The organism is Novosphingobium sp. SL115 (genome assembly GCF_026672515.1).
GTDB lineage: Bacteria > Pseudomonadota > Alphaproteobacteria > Sphingomonadales > Sphingomonadaceae > Novosphingobium.
In genome coordinates this window covers 2,128,778-2,155,166 of record NZ_JAPPRG010000002.1, presented here as the reverse complement: position 1 = coordinate 2,155,166, position 26,389 = coordinate 2,128,778, and the positions used below count along the sequence as shown (strand labels likewise).

The window sequence follows — 26,389 nt, the reverse complement described above, 5'->3', positions numbered from 1 at the left end:
CTGTTAAATTATTAAACCCGCGAGAGAATTTGCGGGACAATCTTGTCGGCCGTCAGGCCGAAATGGTCGAACAGCACTTCTGCCGGGGCAGATGCACCGAACGTGTCGATGCCGATGGTCAGACCATCGCCGACATACTTTTGCCAGCCAAGGGTGACGCCAGCCTCGATCGAGACTTTCAGCGCATCGGAAGGCAGCACATCAGCCTTATAGGCGGCGTCCTGTTCATCGAACAGTTCCCAGCAGGGGACCGATACGACATCCGCGCCCAGCCCTTGAGCCTCTAGCGCGGCGGCAACGTCCTTGGCAACGGCCACTTCCGAACCAGTCGCAAGCAGTACGACCTTGCGTGCGGCCTGTGCTTCAACCAGCCGATACGCACCCTTGGCGCTCTTCATCTCGGCATCGAAACGGACCGGGGGCAGGTTCTGGCGGGTAAGCGCGAGGACCGAAGGGCGATCCTTGTTGGCCAGAGCCAGCGCCCATGCTTCGGCGGTTTCAATCGCGTCAGCCGGGCGGAACACCAGCAGGTTCGGGATCATGCGCAGCGACATGACGTGTTCGACCGGCTGATGGGTCGGGCCATCTTCGCCAAGGCCGATGGAATCGTGCGTGAAAACATAGACTACGCGCTGATGCTGAAGCGCAGACATGCGCACGGCATTGCGGCAATAGTCCGCGAACACCAGGAAGGTGCCACCGTAAGGAATGATGCCGCCATGCAGCGCCATGCCGTTCATTGCCGCAGCCATGCCGAATTCGCGGATGCCATAATAGACATAGCGACCGTCATAGCTTTCAGGCGTGAACGGCGTGGTCGACTTGGTCTTGGTGTTGTTCGAACCGGTGAGGTCAGCCGAACCACCGACCATTTCGGGCACGTTAGCGGTGAAAGCTTCCAGCGCCATTTCGCTCGACTTGCGGGTCGCAACCTTGGGTGGGTTGGCGATCAGCGACTGGATATAAGCGTCATAGCCGGTGTCAGCCGGAAGGTCCCCAGTCATGCGGCGGGCAAGTTCGGCAGCCTGAGGATTTGCAGCGGCGCGCTTTTCCCATTCGGCATGAGCCGCTTGCCCGGCCTGCGCAGACGAACGCCAGTTGGCGAGAATATCGGCGGGCACTTCAAACGGCGCCGAGGTCCAGCCCAGATATTCGCGCGCGGCGGCGATTTCATCAGCGCCCAGCGGCGATCCGTGGACGTTATGCCCCCCCTGCTTGTTGGGCGCGCCCTTGCCGATCACGGTGCGGCAGGCAACCAGCGACGGGCGCGGATCGGCTGCGGCTTCGGCCAGCGCGCGAGCGATATCGGCAAAGTCATGGCCATCGCACGACGTGACGTGCCAACCGCTGGCAGCATAGCGGCCAAGAATGTCTTCGCTGGTCGAAAGCGACGTGTCGCCATCGATAGTGATCTTGTTGTCGTCCCACAGGACGTTGAGGCGGCCCAGCTTTAGCGTTCCGGCAAGGCCGATCGCTTCGTGGTTGATGCCTTCCATCAAGCAGCCGTCACCGGCGATCACCCAGGTCTTGTGATCGACAAGATCGTCGCCGAAGTGCGCGTTGAGGTGGCGTTCAGCCATGGCAAAGCCAACTGCCATGGCAAGACCCTGCCCCAGCGGACCGGTGGTGCATTCCACGCCATCGATCAGGAAGTTTTCTGGGTGCCCTGCGCAAACGCTGTCCATCTGGCGGAACTTGCGAATGTCATCCATCGTCGGGCTGGCATAGCCGGACAGGTGCAACAAAGCGTAAATCAGCATCGAGCCATGCCCTGCCGACAAGACGAAGCGGTCACGATCAGACCACTGCGGGGCAGCGGGATCATGCTTCAGGAACTGCGTCCACAGCACCGTTGCCACATCTGCCATGCCCATCGGCATGCCGGGGTGGCCGGAATTGGCTGCCTGGACTGCGTCCATGGCAAGCGCACGGATCGCGTTGGCCATGGGTGCCAGCGCGGTGGTTTCGCGTGTCATGCTTGAAAAAAGCCCTTCCTGTTCGTGCAGATGCGCCAAGCTTTGCACGATTCCCGATGATTCGGAGCCGGGCCTCTTTGGTCACCACAGCCCCCCCGGTCAAGGCTGCCGGACAAGTCATTGGGTGCGGTGCAACACACTTTGAGCAACCATCATGCATTTGTCTTGCGCTGTCTGCGCATAATCTGGCCAGAGCGGTTGCGATGACCGCGCAATGTGGTAGCGTCCGGCATCATGGCGACGGACACATTGGACGCCGCGCTGGGCCGGCTTGAGCAAGCGCTTTCGCGGGTCGAGGGGGCGATTGCACATCAGACGGACCGGAACGGCGGTGCAGGCCACGAGCTTGCGTCGCTGAAAGCTCGGCACCGTAAGCTGAAGGATACCGTGGCGCAGGAATTGCGCCAGTTGGACCTGCTGCTGGCCAGTCTACCAAAGTGAGCGTTCCGATATGAGCAATCTCAACCTTTCCATCGGCGGGCGGCAGTTTGTCGTGTCGTGCCCGGACGGCGATGAAGCGCATGTCGAAATGCTGGGCCGCATGGTGGACGAGCGCGCGAAGAAGATCGGCAGCGGTCAGGGTGAGGCGCGAATGCTACTGTTTGCGGGACTGATGCTGGCAGACGAACTGCACGAAGTGCACCGCCATTCACCAACACCGCAAGCCGGAAGCGCAGTGCCGGTCAACAATGAACGGACCGAGGCTGCTGCAGCGCGAATCACAAGTCTGGCAGAGAGGCTTGAAAAACTCGCCTCTGCCCTTGAGGAAACCGCTGCGAACGCCTAGATCATAGGCGACGGGATCTGCCCGGTACGCGCCGCATGAACATCCCTGAGGCTATAAGCAATCCAAGGGGGCTGTCCCTGCTGGAACCCTGGTTCCGGATACATGGTCCCCACCTGACGTCGAGGCGTCAGAGGATTTTCCGAGCTAACGACCTATGGTGGGCCCGTCACCCCCCTCTTCCCTATCACCCCATCCCATGGAGCATGGCGTGGACAGCACGAGCGCCGATACCAAGGCCAAATTGCGCAAGAAACTGAGAGCGCGACGCAACGCCCATGTTGCAGGGCTTGATCCGCGCGTGCGCAGCCTGATGTTCATGCGCCCCCCTTCGCCGGTCATGGCACTAATCCCGCAGAACGCTGTGATCGGGGTCTATCTTGCAGGCGCAGGAGAGGCTCCGGCTACTGCTTATGCCCGCCACTTTCACGAAGCGGGGCATCGGGTTGCCCTACCGTGGTTTGCGGATCGCAGTGCGGCCATGACTTTTCGCGAATGGACGACGCCATGGGTGGATGAAACGCTGGTGCCAGGCCCATGGCAAGGCATCGCGCAACCCGGTGCCGACGCTGGCGAACTGGTGCCCGATGTGCTGTTTGTTCCACTGGTCGGGTTTGATGAAGACGGCGGACGACTGGGCCAGGGTGGCGGACATTATGACCGCTGGTTGGCCGCGAATCCCCATGCAATACCGATTGGCATGGCATGGGACTGCCAGTTGGCAACCGACCTTCCCGTCGAAGCGCATGACCGACCCTTGCGCGCAGTGGTCACGCCAACGCGGTTCTACGGGCCGTTTGAAGATTCGCAGGAGCATGCCGCATGAAGCAAGACTATCGCCCAACCTGGCGCAAGCCGATAGGCATTCTTGCGCTGGTGCTGGCACTGGGGGTTTATGTGCTGGGTGTTGCTGCGCTTTCCGGGCACGATCGGCGGGTGGCACGTTCTGGTGCAGACCGCAGTCTATATCGTGCTGGGCACGATCTGGCTTTTGCCGCTGCGCCGCTTTTTAATCTGGATGGAAACCGGGCGCTGGGGCTGAACGCCCATCGCGGCATGAGTCGCAATCCCAACACATGACTTTCGTGCCGCAGCTTTACGCTGCGACCAGAAAGTCATGTTGTTAGAAATTCCCAAGGTGGCGCGAGTGACGGGACTTGAACCCGCGACCCTCGGCGTGACAGGCCGATACTCTAACCAACTGAGCTACACCCGCGTGCCCCTTGGGAGACGCGCCTCTATGGCAGGTCGGGCGGACTGTCAACACGCCGCAACAAGGAATTTGGCGGAAAGTTTTCCACACCCGGACGCGCGGATTTCAGGCAAAGAAAAAGGCACCCGAAGGTGCCTTTTTCCTGTTCCAAGTGGCGCGAGTGACGGGACTTGAACCCGCGACCCTCGGCGTGACAGGCCGATACTCTAACCAACTGAGCTACACCCGCTCGCCCTTGGGAGCGCCGCCTCTATGGCAGACGTTCGGGCCTGTCAACGCTGTTCGTGCAGGATTTTTCATCACCGCATAAAAACATGCTTTCGCGATGTTAACCACGCCTTAGGGCGTCTTTGCGATAACACCCCGGCGCGCAAGGGGCGCGCAGGATCAGGCATGTGATTGCACGCTCAATTGCCATTAGCGCATCCGGCGCGGTCATGCTGGCCGCATCAACACAAGTCGCTGCAGAACCTGTGCGTTTTGCCAGCGATGTATTCATCGAAAGATTCATGCCCGCGCTGGGCGGGCGGACAACCCGTGTGCTGGAACGTGCCGAACACTTGCGTCCCGGCGACAATGTGATCTTCGTGGTGAACTGGACTGCAGCGCACGGGCGCGAATTCGTGTTGACCAACATAATGCCGCAAACAGTGACATTTCAACGTAGCGCCAACAGCGATCAGGACGTGTCAGTGGATGGGGGACGCACATGGGGCCGGATCGACGACATGCGCGTGCGCGAATCCGATGGCGGCTTGCGCATGGCCACGCCGGAAGACGTAACTCACTTGCGCTGGCGTGTACCCCCTGCCCTTGCCGCGCGTGGATCAGGTCAGATCACCTATCGCGGAATCGTGCGCTAGCCATCTGACGGCTTACGCTGCTGATACTTCCAGTTGCGGTGCTTTCCTTCCGCAATCAACGCGACGGCCTGCATGATGCGTTTTTGGCGCGTCGGCGCGGTTTTGGCTTCGCAGATCCATTCGATATATTCGCGACGATAGCCCGGGGCCATTGCGTCAAAACGCTCGCACTGCGTCCCTGCATCAAGCGCGGCGGCAAAATCGTCCGGCATACCGATCACAGGTTCGGTTGCGACTTTGCGCCTGGCCACTTTGGCAGGAGCAACAAGATTCTTCACCGCTACGGCCAGCTTTACCCGGATCGCCGCTTCGTCCGGCATTTGTTCCACCGAGGCAATTTGACGGAACGGGCCGGTGCCGCCCTTGGCCGGTTCGTCGTCATGATGGAAAAAGATCGAAACGTGCTTTTTGAACGCCGCCATCCCCGCCAGATTGCGGCCTTGCAGGGTAAAGTGCGGCATCCCCCACTTGATCGCCTCGGCACATTCGGGAACCGCGTCATGCACAATTGCGCGAAAGCGTTCCAGAATGGGCCGGGCGAAATTGCCAGCTTTGGCGATGTGTTCATCTATGCGGGGGTCGACTGACGCCATGTGCACCTCGTTGCCCCCAACATTACATCAATCCGCCAACAACAGCACCGGCGATTCGATCAGCTTCTTCACCGCCTGAATAAAGCTGGCGGCATCCCAGCCATCCACCACGCGATGATCGCAACTGATCGATATATTCATCAGCTTTCGCTTTTCGATACGCTCACCGCCCATCCCGTCCTTTACGAACATCGGACGTTCGACGATGCGGTTCGGCCCGATAATCGCCACTTCGGGCCGGTTGATGACCGGCGTTGTCGCCACACCGCCCAAGGGTCCAAGTGATGTAACGGTCAGCGTTGAACCGGACAGTTCCTCAGACTTTGCCGTGCCTTCGCGCGCAGCTTGCGCAAGGCGCGCGATCTCCTGCGCAAGCTGCCACAGGTTGAGGCTTTGCGCATTGCGAATCACCGGCACCATCAGCCCAGCGGGCGTTTGCGCCGCCATTCCGAGGTGCACCGCACCATAGCGAGTGACGACACCCGCTTCGTCATCATAACGCGCATTAAGCATCGGAAACTGCGGCAGCGTGCGGCAAAATACGGTGATAAGCAGCGGCAGCATGGTCAACTTTGGCTTGTCACCGCGATTGGCATTAAACTGTTCGCGCATCGCCTCAAGCGCAGTAACGTCACATTCCTCTACATAAGAGAAGTGTGGGATGTGGCGTTTGGACGCAGCCATGTTTTCGGCAATGCGGCGGCGCATCCCGATGACCTTGATAATCTCATCGCCGCGTTCCACCCCAGCCGAGCGATATCCGCCTTGCACATTATAGGCGAGGAACTGGTCAAGATCGGCATGGCGAATACGGCCTTCTTCCGATGGGCGTACTTCAGCAAGGTCGATGCCAAGGTCTTTCGCGCGCTGGCGCACGGCGGGGCTGGCAAGGACTTTGGCATGCTGCGGAACTGCGGCTCGCGACTCTTGGACAGGCTCTACACGGGCAGTTTCGGGTTTGGGAGTAGGAGTAAGAGTAGGTACCGGAACGGGTTGTGCAGCCACTTCCACCGCCACAGGGGCCGGACTTTGCGCGTCCTCAACGTCGGCATTAGCCTCACCTTCGGTTTCGATGACGACCAGTGCAGAGCCGATTGCCACCACGTCGCCGACCTCACCTGCGACAGATATCACCCGGCCCGAAACCGGGCTTTCCATTTCAACCGTGGCCTTGTCGGTCATCATGTCGGCAAGGCGACCGTCTTCCTCAACCAAATCGCCCACTTGCACGTGCCATGCGACGATTTCGGCCTCGGCAATGCCTTCACCAATGTCGGGCAGGCGGAATATATAGGTTCCCATGGGCGTCAGACTTTCATCAGGCGGTCGATGGCCTCGCCAATGCGGACCGGGCCGGGGAAATAGGCCCATTCGAGGCTGTGGGGATAAGGCGTGTCGAAACCAGTCACGCGCTCGATCGGGGCTTCAAGAGCGTAGAAACAACGTTCCTGCACCAGTGCAGAAAGTTCGGCGCCAAAGCCGCAGGTACGCGTCGCTTCGTGGACGATCAGGCATTTGCCGGTTTTTTCCACCGACTTTTGCACAGCCTCGATATCCAGCGGAACCAGCGTGCGCAGATCGATGATTTCGGCATCCACGCCCTTTTCGGCGCAAACGGCAGCAGCGACATGGACCATCGTGCCATAAGCCAGCACGGTAAAGGCCTGGCCCTGACGGACGATGCGCGCCTTGCCCAGCGGAATGGAATAATACCCTTCCGGCACCGCACTGTCGACATGTTTGGCCCATGGTTCGACCGGCTTGTCGTAGTAGCCATTGAATGGGCCGTTGTAGATGCGCTTGGGTTCGAAGAAGATGACCGGATCGTTATCCTCGATCGCGGCAATCAGCAGGCCCTTGGCATCATGGGGCGTGGCGGGAATGACTGTCTTGATGCCCGAAACGTGGGTAAAAAGCGCTTCAGGGCTTTGACTGTGGGTCTGTCCGCCAAAAATGCCGCCTCCAAAGGGGGAGCGCACCGTCATTGGCGCAATGAACTCTCCAGCAGAACGATAGCGCAGGCGCGCCGCTTCTGAGACGAGCTGGTCCAGCCCCGGATAGATATAGTCGGCAAACTGGATTTCCGGTACCGGGCGCAAACCATAAGCCCCCATGCCCACCGCGACACCAATAATGCCGCATTCGCTGATCGGGGTATCGAACACGCGGGTCTTGCCATATTTCTTCTGCAGCCCCGCCGTCGCGCGGAATACCCCGCCGAAGTAGCCGACGTCTTCGCCCATCACCACCACATCAGGATCACGATCCATCATGATGTCGAGCGCATCGTTGATGGCCTCGATCATGTTGAGACGGCGGGTCGGCGCATCAGCAAGGCTGACCGGTGCTTCTTCATAGGTCATGGCTCTTTGCGCCCTTCATCCCATTGGGGCCACTTGATGCGACGCTCGTGAATGGCCTGCTCGCTCTGTTCGCGCAGATGCCACGGCAGCTCTTCGAACACGTCCTCAAACATGGTGTGGAATGGATGGTGCAAGCCATGTCCCAGAATGCCGTTCTTCTCAGCCTCCTTGGTCGCGGCTTTCACCTCGTCCATCAGCTCGCGGTCCATCGCCAAGTGCTGTTCCTCCGACCATTCCCCCAGCGCGATCAGATGTTTTTTCAAGCGGTTGACCGGATCGCCTAGCGGCCATTCCTCACGCTCCTGCGCCGACCGATACTGCGTGGGATCATCCGATGTGGAATGCCCTTCGGCGCGATAGGTGAAGTGCTCGATCAGCGTTGGCCCGGCGTTTGACCGGGCACGATTGGCAGCCCACTGCGTTGCGGCATAGACCGCCAGCGGATCATTACCATCAACGCGCAATCCGGCGATGCCATAACCGATGGCGCGTGCGGCGAAAGTCGTGCGCTCCGCTCCAGCGAAACCGGAAAAGCTGGAAATCGCCCATTGGTTGTTGACCACGTTGAAGATGACAGGAGCGTTATAAACGGCGGCAAAGGTCATTGCGGAATGGAAATCGCCCTCAGCGGTCGATCCCTCGCCAATCCACGTCGCTGCGATGCGGGTGTCCCCCTTGATCGCGCTGGCCATGGCCCAGCCCACTGCCTGAGGGTATTGCGTGGCAAGGTTGCCCGATATGCTGAAAAATGAACAATCGCGCGCCGAATACATGATCGGCAACTGGCGCCCTTTCAGCTTGTCGGCGCGGTTGGAGTAGATCTGGTTTATCATCTCGACGACTCGGATAACCGCGCGCGATCAGGATGCCCTGCTGCCGATAGCTGGGGAACACCATGTCATCGTCGGCCAGCGCCATGGCCGGGGCAACCGATGTCGCCTCCTCGCCTGTGCATTTCATGTAGAAGCTGGTCTTGCCCTGCCGTTGTCCACGATACATCCGGTCATCAAACGCACGCGTCATCGCCATGATGCGCAGCATCCGGCGCAAAGTGTCGGCGTCCAGCTTGGGATCCCATGGACCAGTCGCGCGATGGTCTTCATCCAGCACCCGCACCAGATCAAGACATAGCGGATGCGTTTGCACAGCAGGGCACTGTTCGTCCGGGCGTGGTTGCAAACCTGCCGGTGGAATTTCCAGATGCGAGTAATCCACCCTATCGCCGGGGCGGAATTTCGGTTCGGGCACATGCAGTTCCAGCCTAGGTAGATTGCCGCGCGAATTGCCGCCAGAACCCCGGCCAGCAGATTGCCGGTCTGTCATGCTTCAAGCACCTGCATCTCGACTCTCCCGCATCGAATCACCCTTTGCATATGCAAAAGTCATACTGATGCAAAGTTACAAACGCATGTTATTTTATTTCACACGCATTGCCGAGTCAATCAGGGCTTTCAGACTGCGACAGGTGCCGACAAATGCCCCTGCGGTGCGTATCCGGTCACCTCGAAATCCTCGATCCGGTAGCCAAAGATACTATCGGGCCGCCGTGTGATGACAAGGCGTGGATCGCCGGCCGGTTCCCGCTCAATTTGCGCTTGCACCAGATCGGCATGGTTAAGGTACAGGTGCGTGTCACCCCCCATCCACACCAGTTCGCCCGACTCCAGATCGCACTGCTGCGCCAGCATACGGATGAACAATGCCGCGCCCCACAAGTTGAACGGCAAGCCCAGCGCGACATCGCAGCTACGCTGATACAACACGCCGTTCAGGCGGTTTCCGGCAACGTGAAACTGGTAGGTTTTGTGGCACGGCGGTAGCGCCATCTGGTCAATCTCTGCCACGTTCCAGCCTTCCACAATGTGGCGGCGGCTGCCGGGATTGATGCGCAGCGACTGCACCACATCGGCCACCTGATTCACACCCGATGCGCGCTGGCGAAACAGCCCATCGCCTGCTGGTTCATAAATCGGCCAGTTCACCCACTGCTTGCCATAAACCGGCCCAAGATCGCCCCACTGCGCGGCAAAGGCGGCGTCGTCCACGATCCGGGCGGAAAAATCGGTGCGCGAAATATCGTCACCACTAGCCTTGCGATAACGGTCGAGCGGCCAGTCGGTCCAGATTTCTACACCCTGCGCGCACAAGGCACGGATGTTGGTATCGCCGGTAAGGAACCATAGAAGTTCGCGTGTCGCGGTTTTCCAGAAAACGCGTTTCGTAGTCAACAGCGGCATGCGCCCATCTGACAGATCAAACCGCAGTTGCGCACCGAAAACCGACCGCGTGCCAACGCCGGTGCGGTCAATCCGTTCATCCCCCTGCTCCCAGATCTGTCGCATCAGATTGAGATATTGCTGTTCGTAGTGAGGGACGCTGGAAAGAGATTCGGACATGGCTACGTCGTCTAACTGTCGCTGTCTGAAAGCGCCACGACATTCACCGCTCCGCCTTCTCTCTCTAAGGATTTGCACGGACGGTCGCGCACCTGAAATCAAAATCCCTGATGGCCGATAGGACGGCAATGGAACACGTCCGCCATCCGTTTTGGACCACGCGCACTCTATTGCACGCTCAGGCCATACTGCTGGTAGCCACACTGGCAATATCGGCACTCGCGCCAAGGCGAGACGCTGCGACGCTGGTTGTGCCGCTCGTCGGAACCGCAAAGGGTCCGCTTGCCTGGGCGCTGGCCCATGGCGCCGCGGTAGCAGGGCCGGGACCGGACGGCGGCGTAATTCTGGTGAAGGCGGACACCAGCCTTGGCTGGCGTGCCCTGCTGGACGGGGCACTAGCAATTCGTCTGCCTGAAACACTTTGCACAAATGCGAGCACACTCGATGGATGACCTGACAATCCTGCGCCGAAACGGGCTGCGGCTGCTTGCAGCGATTTGCGCCGCCTGTTTCGGAATCACAGCCATCGGAGCGATCTGGGCCAGTGCAGGCTGGATGCCTGTCATTCTGGCTTTGTTGACGACCTCAATCCCTGCAATGCTGGTCTTGCAGGACCGGGCGGACACTCCCACGCGCAGCGCCATGGCACTGGCCGTCACATCGTTCCCGATGATCTGGCTCTATCAATGGGCGGGCAGTCCGTTCATGCTGGATCTGCACATGACCTTCTTTGCCGCGCTGGCTATCCTTGTGGTGCTGGCCGATTGGCGACCGGTGCTGACCGGCGCCCTCGCCACTGCCGCGCATCACCTCCTGACCAACTTTCTTGCCCCATCGCTGGTCTATCCCGACGGAGCCGATTTTGCCCGTGTCGTGCTGCACGCAATTGTTGTGGTGGTTGAAACCGGGGCGCTCGTGGTGCTTTGTCATCAGCTTGAACTGCTTGTCATCCGTCAGGCACAAGCCCGGCAGGCGCAGGAACTGGCCGAACGCGCAGTCGCCACCCAGCGCGCGATGGTCGAGGCTGAACAGCGACAGGTGATCGACACCATAGGCTTGCGGCTGGAAACGCTGGCACAAGGCAACCTGGCCGACCGGATAACAACCGCATTCCCGCCAAGCTATGAAAGCCTGCGTATCAGTTTCAATTCAGCCGTCGCAGATTTGGACGAGATCGTTTCGCGAATGCTCGGTTCCGTCAGCCAGATCAACAACGGGTCTGATGAAATCAGGACCGCAGCGGATGACCTTGCCCGTCGCACCGAAGAACAGGCCAGTTCGCTTGAACAGAACAGCAACGCCACTCAGCGCCTGACCAACCGGATCGAAGTGACTGCGGGCGCTGCCGGCGATGTAAACCGTTCGATCACGCAAGCGCAGCGCGATGCAGAAATTGGCGGCGAAGTGGTAGAACGCGCGATTGACGCCATGCAGGCCATTGAACAATCGTCCAGCGAGATCGCACAGATCATCACCATCATCGATGGTATCGCGTTCCAGACCAACCTACTCGCGCTGAATGCCGGCGTCGAAGCCGCCCGTGCGGGTGACGCTGGCAAAGGCTTTGCCGTGGTTGCCAATGAAGTGCGCGCCCTTGCGCAGCGGTCCGCCGATGCAGCGCACGATATCAAGGCACTAATAACTTCGTCTTCAGAACAGGTCGGGCGCGGGGTGACGCTAGTCAGCGAAACTGGCGACAAGCTGCGCGATATCGTGCAGCAGGTGAACACCATCGGCGGCGCACTCAGCGCCATTTCGTCGGATGCGAACCAGCAGGCTGGAGAACTGCGCACGGTCAGCGAATCCTTTACCCGGATCGAACAGGTCACCCAGCAAAACGCCGCCATGGTCGAAGAAAGCACGGCGGCGGCTCACAGCCTTCAGCGGGAAGCAAATTCGATGAAGTCGCTGGTACAGCGTTTCACCACCACCGGCGCCGCCAATACGCGCGACGCATCCGAGCCAGCATGGCGAAACGTCGCCTAAACCTTTGTAGAATTTGACTACTTCCAGATTTTGCAAAAGATTTCAAAAGGCCGCTTGCCAGTACGAAAACTGCCTCGTATAGGGCGCGCCTGCCTTGCAGCCGGGTGACCGGTTGTTGATCGGTCGGGGAATAGCTCAGCCTGGTAGAGCACTGTCTTCGGGAGGCAGGGGCCGGAGGTTCGAATCCTCTTTCCCCGACCAAATCATTTTCTATGGCAATCAAAGGCGGCCTTCGGGTCGCCTTTTTGCGTTTGGCGCTCCCCGAAAACGGGTGACCGCAAACACAACTAACTTTAGTTCATATCGTCCCAAAAAATACAGCACAGATCGCAAGCAGGTTTCTACCCGGCCATCCGGTTCCCACATGCAGGTATCCCCATTTTGCATAATAGGAGCCTGTTTTCGTGAAGATTTCTACAGCAACACTTGCCCTTCTGATCGCCTCGGTTCCGCTTTCCGCTGCGCCTGCGCTGGCCCAGACACCCGCTCCTGTCACAGCAGCAACCCCTGCGGCAGGGGCCAAGGTCTATGATACGGCAGGCACCGAAGTCGGCACGATCAAGAGCGTGAATGCGCCCAACTTCGTAATCGACACCGGCAAGAACACGGCAACACTCGCCCTCGCATCGCTGGGTACCGGTCCCAAAGGCGCAACCATCGGCATGACGCGCGAACAGCTTGATGCAGCCGTGGAAAAGGCTGCTGCCGATGCGGCAACCGCGCTTTCGGCTGCCATTGTGGCAGACGCTCCTGTCCATGCCTCGGACAAGACCACCGTGCTGGGCAAGGTCAGTGAAGTGACCGAAACCGAATTCGTGCTCGACACCGGCACAACGAAGGTGAAACTGCCCAAGACTTCGGTTGGGAAGGCCGACAACGGCCTGTTTATCGGCATGACGGCGCAGGCATTTGCCGACGCAACAAAGGCTGCGGCCCCGGCGGCGAGCAAGTAAAACCAAAAAGGCGGTCTGTTTCGGCAGGCCGCCTTACCTTTGTGGAATTATCCGCCGCGCAAAAGCTGCACCCCCCAGTCGCGCTCAAACAGATAGAGCAGCACCCGCGCCGCTTCGCCCCGCGTGGACGATAGCCCGCCATCGCGCTCCATCAACAACCGCGCATCATCGTGAGCCAGCGGCAGCAAACGCGCGATCTGTTCAAAATCAGCCACCTTGAACGGCGTATCGCCAGATTGCCGGGTGCCCAACAATTCGCCCCCGCCACGCAAGCGCAGATCTTCTTCGGCCAGCAAGAACCCGTCCTGCGTTTCGCGCATCAGTGCCAATCGTTCGCGTCCGGTTTCGGACAACGATTCGCCCCGGATCAACAGGCAAGTCGATTGCTGGCTGCCGCGCCCCACCCGCCCGCGCAACTGGTGCAACTGGGCAAGACCAAAGCGTTCGGCCTGTTCGATCACCATCAGCGTCGCATTGGGTACGTCGACACCCACTTCGATCACCGTGGTCGCCACCAGCAGCTTGGCATCGCCGCTGGAAAAGCGCTCCATCGCCGCGTCCTTGGCTTCGGGCCGCATCTGGCCGTGGACCATCACCACGGTATCGCCGAACCGTTCCTGCAAGGCCGCGTGACGGGCCTCGGCAGCAGCAAGGTCATCGTTTTCCTGTTCGCGCACCATCGGGCACACCCAATAGGCCTGTGCGCCCTTGCCGATGTGCCGCCCGATACCTTCCACCACATCGGCAAGCCGGTCCTGCGCAACCACCCGCGTATCGATGGCCTGTCGGCCCGGCGGCATCTCGTCCAGTCGCGAAACGTCCATTTCGCCATATTGCGCCAGCGTCAGCGTCCGCGGAATGGGGGTTGCTGTCATCGCCAGACAATGCGGCGTGCGGCGCGCCTTTTGCGTCAACAGTAACCGCTGGCCCACGCCAAAGCGGTGCTGTTCATCGATAACCACCAGCGCCAGATTGCGATAGGCAACCGCTTCCTGAAAGATCGCATGCGTGCCCACACAAATGTCGATGCTGCCATCGATCAGCCCCATCAGGATGGATTCGCGCGCGCGACCCTTGTCGCGCCCGGTCAGCAACGCAATGTTCACGCCGGTCCCGGCGGCCATGCGTGCCAGCGTGTCGGCATGTTGACGGGCCAAGATTTCGGTGGGGGCCAGCAATGCGGCCTGCCCGCCCGCCTCGACCGCCACCAACATGGCGTGCAGCGCCACAGCCGTCTTGCCCGATCCGACATCACCCTGCAGCAGGCGCAGCATCGGCGCGCCCTGCGCCATGTCGCCTTCAATCTCGGCTATAGAACGCACTTGCGCGCCAGTCAGGGCGAACGGCAAGTTCAGTTTGGCCCGCAAACGTCCGTCGCCATGCAGCGGCGTGCCCTGCCGGCTGCGATTGCTTTCACGCACCAGCAGCAGCGCAAGGCTGTTAGCCAGCAGTTCATCATAAGCCAGACGGGCGCGCGCGGCCTTGTTTTCTGCTTTGTGGCCCTGCGGCAGCGCCTCGTGCCACTTGGGCCAGTCCATTTGGGCCAGAAGCCCTGGCTCGATCCATTCGGGTAGTTCGGGCACGATCGCCAGTGCCTGTTGTACCAGCCCCTGAAGGCGGCCCTGCGTCAGCCCTTCTGACAGCGGATAAACCGGCTCGTTCAACTGGCCAAGCATTCCGGCGCTGTCTTCGCTGACATGGTCAGGGTGAACGATCTGCCAAGTCTGCCCGAACTGGTCAAGCCGGCCTGCAACCCAGCGCTTTTCGCCCAGCGGAAGTTGCTTCTTGGCGGTATAGGACGCCCGCCCGAAATAGGTCAGCGCTACGTAATTGCCCCGATCGTCTTCCGCCATCACCCGGAACGGCCCACGTCCGGCAGGGGCGCGATAATCGCGCGGTGTCAGGGCAACGACAATCTGTTCGCCCACGCCCGCCTCATCCAGATTGCCCACCGCCCGGCGCAACACGAACCGGTCTGGCAGGTGATAGGCAATGTCCTTGATCCGCGTCAGGCCCAACTTTTCCAAAGGCCGCGCCAACCCCGGCCCCACGCCTTTGAGACTGCCGGATTCGGCGAACAGTGGATTGAGCAGATCGGGACGCATGGCCGCATGCATAGGCACAAGCCAATGGCTTCGCCAATGCCGCCGCGTACAAATTCCAACAGTTTTGCCTCGGCGCCGAAGCGCTTCATTTCCTGCGCCCAAAGGGCAGGGCTGCACAGCCTTGTCTCATGCGCCATATCGGCCTAACGGCTTTGCCATGACCGATACCGCCCAGATAGCTCCGGAAGCCCTGCGTCGCCTGCATTTTCGCGCCTGGCATCGCGGCACGCGCGAAGCGGACTACATGATCGGCTGCTTTTTTGACCGCTTCCACGCTGACTGGAGCGCAGCTGACGTGCGCTGGTTCGAAGACCTGATCGAAGAAGACGACGTAGAGATCATGGCATGGGCGCTGGGAACGCAGCCCGTGCCCGAAAAGTACGAAGGGCCGCTGATGGACGCGATGCGCAAGCTCGATTACGTCGAGATTCCGCGCTAATCCGGCGCCCTTGCGTTAAACACAGCACCATGTCTGATCTCGACCGCATCCTTTCAGCAACAGCGCCGCTGACGCTTTCGTCCATTGCCCGCGGCGCACAGCCGTTGGTTCTGGCCGATCTGGCACGCGCGACAAAGGGCCGCGCCGTGTTCATCGCCCCCGATGAAGCCGCCATGCGCGCCATTGCCGATAGCGCAGCGTTCTTCGCGCCCGATCTAGACGTTATAGATTTCCCGTCGTGGGACTGCCTGCCGTTTGACCGCGCATCGCCCGCACTTTCGGTCAGCGCACGCCGTCTGGCGGCTTTGCAAAAGCTTCAGCAAAAGCGCACCGGTCCGCAACTGCTGGTCACCACCATCAACGCTGCCTTGCAGCGCACGCTCACCCCGTTCCGCATCCGCGAATCCATCCGCCTGCTCACTCCCGGCGCGGAAATCGGGCGCGAAAGCCTCATCGCACTACTACAACGGCAGGGTTATTCGCGCACCGATACGGTAGTTGATGCCGGTGAATATGCAGTGCGCGGCTCGGTGTTTGATATCTTCCCTTCGGGACTGGATCACGGGCTGCGGCTCGATTTCTTTGGCGATGAACTCGAGACCCTGCGCTTGTTTGATCCGAACACGCAGCGTTCGGTGCAACCGGTCGACACGCATCTGCTGCTGCCTGCCAGTGAAGCCCTGCTAGACGATGACAGCATCAAGCGCTTCCGCAGCCGCTACCGCGAAATGTTCGGCGCCAATGCCACTGGCGATCCGCTGTATCAGGCGATCAGCGATGGTCGTCGTCTGGCCGGCATGGAACATTGGCTGCCGCTGCTTGAAGACCGCCTTGTCACGCTGTTCGATCATCTGACCGATGCCGATCTGGTCATGGTCGATACGACTGCAATCAAGGCGGCCGAGCAGCGCTTTGCCGATATTGCCGATTACCACCAGTCCCGCGTCGACAGTTCCTCGAAAGCACCGGGCAGCTATCGGCCGCTGGCGGAAAACGCGCTTTATCTGGCGGCGGATGAATTCGACCGTGCGCTGGCAGGCTGGCCGATCCATCGCAGCACTATCTTTGCCGAACCAGAATCAAAACAGGTCATCGATTTCGGCTTTGCCTCTGCCCATGATTTCACGCCTGAACGCGCGGCTGCGGGCAGCGGCGGCGCTAACATCTATGAAGCGGCAGCAAAATACATCGCTGCTCTTGGCACGCGTGGCAAAAAACCAATCATAGCGGCCTACAGCACCGGCTCACGTTCACGCCTTGCGTCGCTTCTCGCCGAAGCGGGCGCGCCAATGGGCAAAACCGCCCCGCTCATGGCGGAAAGCTGGCAGGAAGCGCTGGGGCTTGCTGCCAGCGGCAAACCCGTGGCCATCGTGCTGCCGCTGGAACAGGGCTTTGCCAGCGACGATCTGGAACTACTGACCGAACAGGACATTCTGGGCGACCGGCTGGTCCGCCGGAAAAAGAAGCGCAAGAACGCTGACGCCTTTCTGGCCGAACTGTCGGCGCTTACGCCGGGCGATCTTGTCGTCCACATGGACCACGGCATCGGCCGCTATGTCGGGCTTGAAGCCATCGCCGTAGGCGACAGCCCGCACGACTGCGTTCAGCTTGAATATTCGGGCGGCGACAAGCTTTATATCCCGGTCGAGAACCTTGATGTCCTCTCGCGCTATGGCTCTGATGCTGAAGGCGTCGGGCTGGACAAGCTGGGCGGCGAAGCTTGGCAGCGCCGGAAGGCTCGGATGCGCGAACGCATTCTGGAAATGGCGGGGCATCTCATGGCCACCGCAGCCCAGCGCGCCTTGCGACAGGGCACGATCCTGCCGGTCGATCCCACCAGCTACGGCCCCTTCGTGGATCGCTTCCCATGGGACGAAACCGAAGATCAGGAACGCGCCATCGACGATGTGCTGACCGATATGTCGGAAGGCAAACCGATGGACCGCCTCGTCTGCGGCGATGTTGGCTTTGGCAAGACCGAAGTTGCCCTGCGCGCCGCGTTCGTGGCCGCTATGCAGGGTGTGCAGGTTGCTGTCATTGCTCCCACCACGCTGCTGGCGCGCCAGCACTTTTCCAACTTCGTCGAGCGCTTCAAAGGCTTCCCGCTCGAAATCGGCCGCCTGTTCCGCCTTGTCCCTGCCAAGGAAATGGCCGAAACCAAGCTCGGCCTTGCCAGTGGCCAGATCGATATTGTCATCGGCACCCACGCCCTGCTGGCAAAATCCATCGATTTCAAGAACCTCGGCCTTGTCATCGTTGACGAGGAACAGCGCTTTGGCGTCACCCACAAGGAACGGTTGAAGGAACTGAAGGCCGACGTTCACGTCCTCACACTTACCGCCACGCCCATTCCGCGCACGTTGCAGATGGCCATGTCTGGCCTGCGCGAACTGTCCACCATCCAGACGCCCCCGGTCGATCGCCTTGCCACGCGCACTTATGTCATGCCGTGGGATGACATGGTGATGCGCGAGGCACTGCTGCGTGAACACCAGCGCGGCGGGCAAAGCTTCATCGTGGTGCCGCGCATTGCCGACATGCCCGATCTGGAAGAATGGCTGCGCCTGAACGTGCCCGAAGTCCGTTTCGTGACTGCGCACGGCCAGATGAGTCCAACAGAAGTCGAAGACCGCATGGGTGCGTTCTACGAAAAGAAATACGAAGTGCTGCTGTCCACCACCATCGTCGAAAGCGGCATCGACATTCCCAGCGCCAACACCATCGTCATTCACCGCGCAGACCGGTTCGGCCTTGCCCAGCTTTACCAGCTTCGCGGCCGTGTGGGCCGGGGCAAGATTCGCGCCTACGCCTATCTCACCCATGCCGAAAACACCGCCCTGTCTGAAGTCGCAGAAAAGCGGCTCAAGGTGCTGGGCGATCTTGATAGCCTTGGTGCAGGCTTCCAGCTTGCCAGCCATGATCTTGATCTTCGCGGCGCAGGCAACCTTTTGGGCGATGAACAGTCCGGTCACATCAAGGAAGTCGGCTTCGAACTCTACCAATCCATGCTCGAAGACGCGATCCTTGCGGCCAAAGCAGGCGACATTGGCCTTGCGCGCGAACGTGAAGCACTCAGCCCGCAGATCACTGTCGATGCGCCGATCATGATCCCTGAAAACTATGTGCCCGATCTTGCCGTGCGCATGGCACTCTATCGCCGCATGAACGATGCTGATGGCGCTGATGCGGTAGAAGCGCTGGCGGCAGAAATGATCGACCGCTTTGGCCCCCTGCCCGCGCCCACGCAGAACCTGCTGCGCCTGATCGAGATCAAGCGGCAGGCCATTGCCGCCAACATCGCCAAGATCGACGTTGGCGCAAAGGGCGCGCTGGTCAGCTTCCACAAGGACAGCTTCCCCGATCCGCTTGGGCTGATCGGCTATGTCGAACGCTTGGGTGGCGTGGCCAAGTTGCGCCCCGACAACAAGCTGGTCATCCAGCGCGCCTGGAGCACGCCCGAAGGCCGCCTGAACGGCCTTGTTCAGATGACGAAAGGCCTTTCAGCCATCGCTCGGCGTGCAAAGAAGGCCGCTTAACGCACCAGCGCGATGATCGCCTCAGCCGAGACAGGGCCTGACCTCAGAAAACCCTGAAACGTGTCGCAGCCTTCGTCGGTCAGCACCGCCAGTTGCGCTTCCCGTTCGATTCCTTCGGCCACCAGTTTCAGCCCCAGCGCTCGCCCCATGGCGACAATCGCCTTTAAAATCGCCCGGTCGCGCGGGTCATGGTCCACATCGCGCACCATCGATGCGTCCAGCTTCAACGTGTCCAGCGGCAGCGCCTTCAGGGTGTGGAAGTTGGCATAACCGGTGCCGAAATCATCCAGCGCAATCCGCACGCCCAGCGCAGCCAGTTCGCCCAGCGCTTCAGCCGATCGGGCAAAATCGGCGACCAATGCATGTTCGGTTACCTCCAGTGTCAGTTGCGCCGCCGGATATCCCGTTTGGACCAGAATAGCCCGGAAATCAGCGGCGAACTGGTCATCGGCAAGGTCTTCTGCGGTGACATTCAACGAAAGCGCCAGCAATGGCTGCCATTGCGCTGCACAGCCCAGCGCACGGCGTGCAATGTGCCGCGATAGCTGGGCCACATGGTCGCCCCGTTCGGCAATGGCAAACAGCGTGTCCGCCCCGATCCGGCCCAGTTGCGGATGGTCCCAACGCGCCAGCGCTTCCACCCCGGCAAGCTGCCCATTGGCAACGTGATACTGTGGCTGAAACACTAACCCGATCTCGTCCCGCGTCATTGCGCCGATCAGGTCAGCCTCAAGCCGCGCCGCGCTGCGCCCGCGTGCCCGGTGCGAGCCATCGGCCCAGATGATCCGCCGCCCGGCCTGTTGCTGCAAGGCGTCAAGCGCCTGATCCAGTCTATCCAGCAGATCCGCCCCACCCTCTCCGGGCTGACCGCGCAGCATGGCAACACGCGGCACCAGATGCAGCACATCTCCATACATCGGCATGGCGCGGCCCACTGTGCGCACCAGCGCTTCGGCCAGCCATTGCCAGCGCTCCCGGCTTAACGTGCCACTACTGGCCACCAGAAATTCACCGCCGCCGATCCGCGCAACCAGCACGTCGCGGCCCAGTTCCTCGCGCGCGAAATCGGCAATGCGACGGGCAATTTCGGCCAACGCCAGATCGCCACCGGTCTTGCCATAGGCAAGATTGACCGACCGGAAACGGTGCAGCCCGACCAGCATGGCATGAACGAAACCCGCCCCGCCTGCATAGTCCAGCCAGTCACGGGCTTCCTGCGCGCCAGGCAAGCCGGTCAACCTGTCACGCTTGTGCGTTGAGCCATTGCCAGAACTGCTGGTATTGATGTCGATCGACCCCATCGTTCGGGCATAGCACCCTAACCTTGCCAAAGAGTTCCTGTTAGCGCGCTGCCCTGCCTTTTGTGCATTGCGCCCGCATCCTGCGCCCCATATCTGCCGATACACATGAATTTCCGGGGACTGCCGTCCATGCCCGATTTTGCGCCTGAATTTGCCCGCCTCGCCCTGCTCGCATCGCCAACCGACCGGGCGCAGGAAGCATGTGACGCCCTTGCCAAGACGCGCGAATGGGTGGCGCTTGAAGATGCCGATGCCGCCGTGGTGATCGGTGGGGATGGCTTCATGCTGCAAACGCTGCACACCATGATCGACATCGACCATATCATTCCGGCCTTCGGGCTGAACCTTGGCACAGTCGGCTTCCTGATGAACAAGTATCGGTCTGGCCGGTCGATCGAGGAACGCATGGCAAGGGCCACGCAGATCGCCGTCTCCCCCTTACGCATGATCGCCACGACCAATGCAGGCGATGTGCAATCGTTCTGTGCCATCAACGAAGTGTCGATCCTGCGCGAAACCCGCCAGACCGCAAAACTGGAAGTCAGCGTCAACGGCAAAGTGCGCATGCCCGAACTCGCCTGTGACGGGGTGCTGGTGGCTACGCCTGCGGGATCAACCGCCTACAACCTGTCAGCCAACGGTCCTATCCTTCCGCTGTCTTCCAACATGCTGGCGTTGACCCCGATCAGCCCGTTCCGCCCCCGGCGCTGGCGCGGTGCGATTCTGCCCGAATCATACGAGATCGTTTTTCGCGCGCTGGAATCGGTCAAACGCCCCGTTCTGGTCGTGGCCGACCAGAAAGAAGTGCGTGATGTGCGCGAAGTTCGGGTGAAGGCATGGCCAGAGCATCGCCTGACCCTGATGTTCGACCGTGGCCAAAGCCTGGAAGACCGGATTTTCGCCGAACAATTCATGGTCTGACGAAAAATTTGAAAACAGGTGCTTGCCAAACCAAATTGGCCTGTTATTAGCGCGCTCCTGCCCCGGGCAACCGAGGCTGCTCCCTGATAGCTCAGCGGTAGAGTAGGTGACTGTTAATCACTTGGTCGTAGGTTCGAATCCTACTCAGGGAGCCACTTCAACTTCTCGGTGCATCGCATACACCGCAAGAAGTGGCTGATATCGGTATATTTTAGTCCATCCTTTTATCATTGTATTTCGGCGACTATCAGCCCTGTGCCATCAGTTTGATGGCATCTTTGGTGGTATCGAATGGCGCTGACAGACAAGGCCTGCAAGAACGCAAAGTCCGGAGAACGGGAGCTTCGGCTTTCGGACGGCGGCAACCTGTATTTACACGTTCTATCGGGCGGGACAAAGTCTTGGCGCTTTCGCTACCGGTTTGCCGGAAAGCAGAAGCAGTTCGTTCTGGGCTCCTTGGTCGATGCCAGGAACGCCCGCAACGAGGCCTTGTCCCTCGTCGAAAGGGATCTCGATCCGTTAGTCGATCGGCATCAAAAGAAAGTAGCCCTCCGGCAGGAAGAACTCGATTCCTTCGAACGGGTGGCACGCGAGTGGCATGGCGAAGCGACGTCGAATCGTGCGCCGCACTATGCACGTCAGATTCTCGAACGGATGGAACGGCACGTCTTCAAGGAATTCGGTTCTATTCTGATCAAGAAGGTGACGGCGCCTGAAGGCGCATTGCCTAACACTGATGAACGCAGGTCAGCTCGTGGAGATGGCGACATACGACCGGCTTCAGCACGGTATGCCCGGGCCCGTCGATGTGGCCGCCCTACACTTCATCATATGACGTCGGCTCTCGGCTAAAATTGCCGGTCGACGGGTTACTTCAGAACGGCGGCTTCGTCCCAGTTATCGGCCCCCGACCACAAGCACAACGTGCCGCAGGGCACCACCCGTTCAATTGCCAAAGTGACGGGCCGGATCTGACCCGATCCACGCCAAGGGAAGAAAAATGAAAACCTTCATTGGCGTGGTTCACAAGGACGATGACAGCGCATGGGGCAACAGAAGCATTAGCGCTTTGGTTTGACGATCAACCTGCCGTCGAATCGCGCGGGATGGATGCGATCCGCGCGGAAGTGGCTGAAGTTCTGGCCGCAGGAGCCATTCTTATGGCTGCCCCGTTGATCAGCAATGCGGGCAAGCCGGTTCGCGTCAATCTGTCGCTGGATCGCGGCACCTGACATTCAAGTTTGCCCCCGCCTTCTCGGACTTTGGGAACGTTGTGCCGTTTCGGCTGTTTGCTCGAAGGGAACTGCCATCCTGTGCGTTTTAGAGTTACGTGCAAGCCAGTCCGTAGGGGACACATGACTATACTATCGACCATTCAGCCGCATGCCAATGCGGGCGAAACTTTCGCCGAATTTCCGACCAAAGAAGGACTCGGCGCAGTACTGCAATACGCGCTGGCCATGGCGGACGATCTGAATTTGCCATTTGTGGGCGTCAACATTGCTCAGGCTTTGGACAGGCTCGATATGGCTATCCAGGCAATGCCCGATATCTACCTAGAAGGATAAACCGTAAGGTCTGCACCGGGACGATCTGGTGCGGTCCGTCGTGCCTTCTCGCAAATTGTCTGTCTGGCAAGGCGCCGCCGTCTGGCTGGAGCAAAGGCTGCGACCAGTTTTAAGCACTCACTGCCCAGATCACGGCAGCGTGCAGGCCTGCACATCAAAATTGCTGACAGCCACGAAGGTACTGGCAGACAGGTCTTCATGCAGTCCGGCACAGCCACTTTCGGCGGCGACAGCGGTGTGCCCGCCCTCACCCCGATCTAACGGTCAGCGCATTTTTGATACGCGCCGACGCCAGGTCACACCCAGATCACCCATTGAATCCGTTCCGCGCAATCCAGAGAATGCTTTCAACAACGGCATCATCGCGCCAGAAACCGCCATGGACACTGGCAAAAGCCCGACGCCCCGGTCCGTTTTCCGTCGGCGATGGGGAATAGATGAGGCCATCGTTCGTCGCGCCAAGCCATCCTTTGAAAGCATCCAGCTCGCGACGCTCCTCACGCGTGGGGCGGTATTTCGGCATCAGGTGCCGCTGCAGGCCAACCAAGGGAGCATCGGTGTAGCGCGAGCGTGTGCCCCGTTCCAGAACCCCGGAAATCAGATACAGCAACGAACGCTGATAGATTTTCCCGAATATTGTGCCGTCAAGATGGTTCGCCCGCTCATGCGCATCGTCCATGGTAAAGATACGAAGCCCATCAGCTCGACCGCTGCCCAGCTTTTCTGACGCTTCATCAATCCGTACCGCAGGCGCAAGGAAGATGTTGTCCATCGTCAAATTTGCGGGCGCCTCTGCCGCGTAATCAGCTTGGGCGGCTGCAAAGACCGAACCTGCACTATGCCCCACCGTTATTAACCGCACTAGCTTGCCGGTTCGGGCAATTTCGGCAAGGGTTCGAAACACAAGCCTGCCCGCACCGCCAGCATCGAAATGCTGCCGTGCATCATCTTTCATCAGCTTCCAGGCAGCAGCCCCTACCTGATCCAGATACAGGGCTCCGATCACTTCTTCCACGATGGTCGGCCCAAGGCCATGGTCGCGGTCTTGCACCAGGCGTTTCAAGACCCGATAGCCAGCACGTACCACGCTTAATGAAACGGCATATGCTGCGGGTGCGCTTACGCCAACCGGATGGCGCGATCTGGCCATGCCGAATACGCGCGCAGCATCAACCCTTTCACGCACATCGGCATCGATCATGGACAAGCCCGGTATTACCGCAGCTACAAATTCACTGTCGTCCAACAGCATTTGCGCCAGATCGGTATTTTCCAGGTGCTGATCGCTTAAAGCTTCGACATTCTGCGCTCGCTCAAGTTCGCCTTCGGATGATCCAAGACGAACCTCAACCGCCTCTGCCTCTGGCTGTGGTGCTGCGTTCAACGCGGTTATAGCGGCGTTAACGTCGCCATTGTCGATGAAAGCCCGGTCCACAACGCCCAGGCCCAGCTTGCGGTCAAGCCATTCGATCAGTCGAAGGACTATCCTGACGAAAAGGGACTCTTGCGCCAGTTCATCTTGGTTGATCCGGATCGTCTCCCCCAACCCGCTTCGCCAGATGGGTGAACCGATCTCCCACCCCTCACGCTGTAAAGGTGCCATGCGTCCGGCAAATTCTGATGCCGACATCCAGCCAGCCATCGTATTCACAAGTCCGCCGTGGACGAATAGCATCAACTTTGGATTGTCGGCCCTGGACAGCCTTTGAAGCATTGCCTCGACATCTGCTTTCGACGCATCGTCCAGCTTACCATCGGTAGTGAAAAACGGCGTATAGCTCATAAAACCTCCCCCAGAATCAAAAGGCGCAGATGTTATCTTGCCATTATTTATCCAAGAGTCGATTTCACGTTATTCAGTCTGTTCAATCGGAGACTTGAGAAACCTCCGTATCGGCAGAAGTTTCCCGTATTACTGAAGCATCCAGCGTCTGCGCCCAGTTATGTGCCGCCACGGCATACGTCACGGCACCGGTGCAGGCTTGCACGTCAGAATCTGTGTCAGCAAAGCTGCGCCCAGCATCCAGCGCACGCGAAAGATCCTGTTCATGGGCCAAGTCGCTCCTTTGGGCATTTGCGGCGGTGCGCCACTCTTCGTCTTCGTTGACAGCGGCCTGCAGCGCCTCAGCCTCAGCCTGCGTGCGCACAATATTGGCAAGGTTCGCCTCGCACTGCGCCAACGCGGGCTTCAGGCTGGGCCGGTTTACCAGCCACGGATCTTGTCCGCTGAGTAGCCCCTAGTTTTCTAGACGCCTTCCGCTTTCAAAATCTGCTGCCGTTCGAACTCGGCGGGCGACAGCATCCCGTTCCTGAACTGCTTGCGCACGGGGTTGTAGAACATCTCGACGTAATCGAACACGTCCTGCCGGGCTTCCTCGCGTGTTTTGTATGTCCGGCGCCGGATGCGTTCGCGCTTGAGCGACGAGAAGAAGCTCTCGGCGACGGCATTGTCATGGCAGTTGCCGCGTCGGCTCATCGAGTGCTCAAGATTGTGAACCCGGATGAAGGCAGCCCAGTCCATGCTGGTGAACTGCGAGCCCTGATCCGAATGGATCAGCACTCGCTGCTTCGGCTTGCGCCGCCATACCGCCATGTGCAGCGCCTGCAGCACCACATCGGTAGTCTGCCGGCTTTGCATCGACCAACCCACCACCCGGCGGGAATAGAGGTCGATCACGACAGCCAGATAGGCAAAGCCCTCCAGGGTGCGGATGTAGGTAATGTCTGTCACCCAGGCTCGGTCTGGCGCAGCCACGTCGAACTGGCGATCCAGCGTGTTGTCGATCGCCAGGGACGGCTTGCCACCGTAGCTGCCAGGCCGGCGCTTGTAGCCGACCTGGGCCCTGATACCCGCCAGCCTGGTCAACCGCGCAACGCGGTTGGGGCAGCAGGTCTCGCCGTGATCCAGAAGATCGTCGTGCAGCTTGCGATAGCCATAGACCCTCCCGCTGTCGTTCCAGGCTTTGCGGATAAGATCGGTCTGCCGGGCATCTTCCCGAGCCCGCTGGCTCAGCGGGCTCGGGAAGATGCCAGGCATAGAAACCGCTGGGCTGCACGGCGAGGCAGCGGCACATTGCCCGCACGCCAAAACGATCGCGATGCTCGGCAATGAACGCGTATCTCACTTTGCATCTCGAGCGAAATACGCGGTGGCTTTTTTTAGGATGTCGCGCTCCTCGGTCACCCGGGCCAGCTCGCGCTTCAGCTGGCGGATCTCGGCATCCTTGCCGGCATCGCCGGACACCTGTCGGGCCAACTGCCGCTTCCAGGCATACAGCGAATGCTGGCTGACGCCGAGCCGCTGCGAGACCTCGGCTACAGGATATCCGCGTTCGGTGATCTGGGCCACCGCATCACGCTTGAACTCATCACTGAAATTGGGCTTCCCCATC

Annotated in this window: 23 protein-coding genes, 4 tRNA genes and 2 pseudogenes; 16 read left to right on the top strand and 13 right to left on the bottom strand. The window is 60.0% G+C overall.

Annotated features, from left to right (window positions below; translation table 11 throughout):
- Positions 1–11: 11 nt before the first annotated feature.
- On the bottom strand, positions 12–1,976 hold the full coding sequence (gene tkt, locus OVA07_RS11890) for a transketolase (protein WP_268171633.1): 1,965 nt from the start codon (positions 1,974–1,976) through the stop codon (positions 12–14).
- Between the two features lie 234 nt (positions 1,977–2,210).
- Here tkt and OVA07_RS11885 point away from each other — a divergent pair, with 234 nt between their 5' ends.
- The 4 genes from OVA07_RS11885 (at position 2,211) to OVA07_RS11870 (ending at position 3,840) form a co-directional block, all read left to right on the top strand.
- Positions 2,211–2,417, top strand: coding sequence for a hypothetical protein (locus OVA07_RS11885; RefSeq protein WP_268171632.1), 207 nt, complete (start codon positions 2,211–2,213; stop codon positions 2,415–2,417).
- A gap of 10 nt (positions 2,418–2,427) precedes the next feature.
- Positions 2,428–2,763: a cell division protein ZapA gene (locus tag OVA07_RS11880; RefSeq protein WP_268171631.1), complete on the top strand. Its 336-nt coding sequence runs from the start codon at positions 2,428–2,430 to the stop codon at positions 2,761–2,763.
- Positions 2,764–2,959: 196 nt separating this feature from the next.
- Positions 2,960–3,586, top strand: a complete 627-nt coding sequence (locus OVA07_RS11875) for a 5-formyltetrahydrofolate cyclo-ligase (RefSeq protein WP_442789648.1) — start codon at positions 2,960–2,962, stop codon at positions 3,584–3,586.
- A complete protein-coding gene (locus OVA07_RS11870; RefSeq protein ID WP_442789647.1) occupies positions 3,583–3,840 on the top strand; it encodes a hypothetical protein in 258 nt (85 codons plus the stop codon). The genes OVA07_RS11875 and OVA07_RS11870 overlap by 4 nt, the downstream gene beginning before the upstream one ends.
- Positions 3,841–3,899: 59 nt before the next feature.
- Here OVA07_RS11870 and OVA07_RS11865 read toward each other — a convergent pair.
- Positions 3,900–3,976: transfer RNA gene (locus OVA07_RS11865), tRNA-Asp, on the bottom strand.
- 149 nt (positions 3,977–4,125) lie between these two features.
- A tRNA-Asp gene (locus OVA07_RS11860) sits at positions 4,126–4,202 on the bottom strand.
- Between the two features lie 166 nt (positions 4,203–4,368).
- Here OVA07_RS11860 and OVA07_RS11855 point away from each other — a divergent pair.
- Entirely contained in the window at positions 4,369–4,836 is a 468-nt protein-coding gene (locus OVA07_RS11855) for a hypothetical protein (protein WP_268171628.1), read from the top strand.
- Here the strand turns inward: OVA07_RS11855 and OVA07_RS11850 are convergent.
- The 5 genes and pseudogenes from OVA07_RS11850 to thyA all read right to left on the bottom strand — a co-directional run bounded on the left by OVA07_RS11850 (position 4,833) and on the right by thyA (position 10,188).
- On the bottom strand, positions 4,833–5,429 hold the full coding sequence (locus OVA07_RS11850; protein ID WP_268171627.1) for a YdeI/OmpD-associated family protein: 597 nt from the start codon (positions 5,427–5,429) through the stop codon (positions 4,833–4,835). The two genes, OVA07_RS11855 and OVA07_RS11850, sit on opposite strands and share 4 nt — an antisense overlap.
- A gap of 27 nt (positions 5,430–5,456) precedes the next feature.
- Entirely contained in the window at positions 5,457–6,731 is a 1,275-nt protein-coding gene (locus OVA07_RS11845) for a dihydrolipoamide acetyltransferase family protein (RefSeq protein WP_268171626.1), read from the bottom strand.
- A 5-nt stretch (positions 6,732–6,736) separates the two neighbouring features.
- Positions 6,737–7,792: an alpha-ketoacid dehydrogenase subunit beta gene (locus tag OVA07_RS11840; RefSeq protein ID WP_268171624.1), complete on the bottom strand. Its 1,056-nt coding sequence runs from the start codon at positions 7,790–7,792 to the stop codon at positions 6,737–6,739.
- Positions 7,789–9,115, bottom strand: a pseudogene (locus OVA07_RS11835) (3-methyl-2-oxobutanoate dehydrogenase (2-methylpropanoyl-transferring) subunit alpha). Before OVA07_RS11835 ends, OVA07_RS11840 begins: the two are co-directional and overlap by 4 nt.
- 128 nt (positions 9,116–9,243) lie before the next feature.
- Positions 9,244–10,188, bottom strand: coding sequence for a thymidylate synthase (thyA, locus tag OVA07_RS11830; RefSeq protein WP_268171623.1), 945 nt, complete (start codon positions 10,186–10,188; stop codon positions 9,244–9,246).
- 110 nt (positions 10,189–10,298) lie between these two features.
- On the opposite strand from thyA, the gene OVA07_RS11825 reads away from it, so the two are divergent.
- From OVA07_RS11825 to OVA07_RS11810, 4 genes are all read left to right on the top strand, one after another.
- The gene (locus tag OVA07_RS11825) at positions 10,299–10,640 is read left to right on the top strand and encodes a hypothetical protein (protein WP_268171622.1); all 342 of its coding nucleotides are present in this window, start codon (positions 10,299–10,301) and stop codon (positions 10,638–10,640) included.
- Entirely contained in the window at positions 10,633–12,174 is a 1,542-nt protein-coding gene (locus tag OVA07_RS11820) for a methyl-accepting chemotaxis protein (RefSeq protein ID WP_268171621.1), read from the top strand. The genes OVA07_RS11825 and OVA07_RS11820 overlap by 8 nt, the downstream gene beginning before the upstream one ends.
- Positions 12,175–12,298: 124 nt before the next feature.
- Positions 12,299–12,375: transfer RNA gene (locus tag OVA07_RS11815), tRNA-Pro, on the top strand.
- Positions 12,376–12,578: 203 nt separating this feature from the next.
- The gene (locus tag OVA07_RS11810) at positions 12,579–13,127 is read left to right on the top strand and encodes a hypothetical protein (RefSeq protein WP_268171620.1); all 549 of its coding nucleotides are present in this window, start codon (positions 12,579–12,581) and stop codon (positions 13,125–13,127) included.
- Between the two features lie 47 nt (positions 13,128–13,174).
- Here OVA07_RS11810 and recG read toward each other — a convergent pair whose 3' ends face one another.
- Positions 13,175–15,232 (bottom strand): ATP-dependent DNA helicase RecG, encoded by a 2,058-nt coding sequence (gene recG / locus OVA07_RS11805; protein WP_268171619.1) that lies wholly within the window; start codon positions 15,230–15,232, stop codon positions 13,175–13,177.
- 157 nt (positions 15,233–15,389) lie between these two features.
- Here recG and OVA07_RS11800 point away from each other — a divergent pair, with 157 nt between their 5' ends.
- Positions 15,390–15,671, top strand: a complete 282-nt coding sequence (locus OVA07_RS11800; RefSeq protein WP_268171618.1) for an FAD assembly factor SdhE — start codon at positions 15,390–15,392, stop codon at positions 15,669–15,671.
- Between the two features lie 29 nt (positions 15,672–15,700).
- Positions 15,701–19,207 carry a transcription-repair coupling factor gene (gene mfd / locus OVA07_RS11795; RefSeq protein ID WP_268171617.1) on the top strand — a complete coding sequence of 1,169 codons (3,507 nt, stop codon included), beginning with the start codon at positions 15,701–15,703 and terminating at the stop codon, positions 19,205–19,207.
- Here the strand turns inward: mfd and OVA07_RS11790 are convergent.
- The gene (locus OVA07_RS11790; RefSeq protein WP_268171616.1) at positions 19,204–20,508 is read right to left on the bottom strand and encodes a bifunctional diguanylate cyclase/phosphodiesterase; all 1,305 of its coding nucleotides are present in this window, start codon (positions 20,506–20,508) and stop codon (positions 19,204–19,206) included. The genes mfd and OVA07_RS11790 overlap by 4 nt on opposite strands.
- A gap of 129 nt (positions 20,509–20,637) precedes the next feature.
- Between OVA07_RS11790 and OVA07_RS11785 the strand changes: the two genes are divergently transcribed.
- The 5 genes from OVA07_RS11785 to OVA07_RS11765 all read left to right on the top strand — a co-directional run bounded on the left by OVA07_RS11785 (position 20,638) and on the right by OVA07_RS11765 (position 22,997).
- Positions 20,638–21,429 (top strand): NAD kinase, encoded by a 792-nt coding sequence (locus OVA07_RS11785; RefSeq protein WP_268171614.1) that lies wholly within the window; start codon positions 20,638–20,640, stop codon positions 21,427–21,429.
- An 80-nt stretch (positions 21,430–21,509) separates the two neighbouring features.
- Positions 21,510–21,584 (top strand) — tRNA-Asn (locus OVA07_RS11780).
- Positions 21,585–21,720: 136 nt separating this feature from the next.
- On the top strand, positions 21,721–22,281 hold the full coding sequence (locus OVA07_RS11775; protein WP_268171613.1) for a tyrosine-type recombinase/integrase: 561 nt from the start codon (positions 21,721–21,723) through the stop codon (positions 22,279–22,281).
- Between the two features lie 182 nt (positions 22,282–22,463).
- Positions 22,464–22,661, top strand: coding sequence for a hypothetical protein (locus OVA07_RS11770; RefSeq protein ID WP_268171612.1), 198 nt, complete (start codon positions 22,464–22,466; stop codon positions 22,659–22,661).
- A gap of 123 nt (positions 22,662–22,784) precedes the next feature.
- The gene (locus tag OVA07_RS11765; protein WP_268171611.1) at positions 22,785–22,997 is read left to right on the top strand and encodes a hypothetical protein; all 213 of its coding nucleotides are present in this window, start codon (positions 22,785–22,787) and stop codon (positions 22,995–22,997) included.
- A gap of 307 nt (positions 22,998–23,304) precedes the next feature.
- Here OVA07_RS11765 and OVA07_RS11760 read toward each other — a convergent pair whose 3' ends face one another.
- The 3 genes and pseudogenes from OVA07_RS11760 to OVA07_RS11750 all read right to left on the bottom strand — a co-directional run bounded on the left by OVA07_RS11760 (position 23,305) and on the right by OVA07_RS11750 (position 26,388).
- A complete protein-coding gene (locus OVA07_RS11760; protein WP_268171610.1) occupies positions 23,305–24,780 on the bottom strand; it encodes a hypothetical protein in 1,476 nt (491 codons plus the stop codon).
- 82 nt (positions 24,781–24,862) lie between these two features.
- The gene (locus OVA07_RS11755) at positions 24,863–25,177 is read right to left on the bottom strand and encodes a hypothetical protein (protein ID WP_268171609.1); all 315 of its coding nucleotides are present in this window, start codon (positions 25,175–25,177) and stop codon (positions 24,863–24,865) included.
- Positions 25,178–25,242: 65 nt separating this feature from the next.
- A pseudogene (locus OVA07_RS11750) lies at positions 25,243–26,388 on the bottom strand (IS3 family transposase).
- Between the last annotated feature and the right edge of the window lies 1 nt (position 26,389).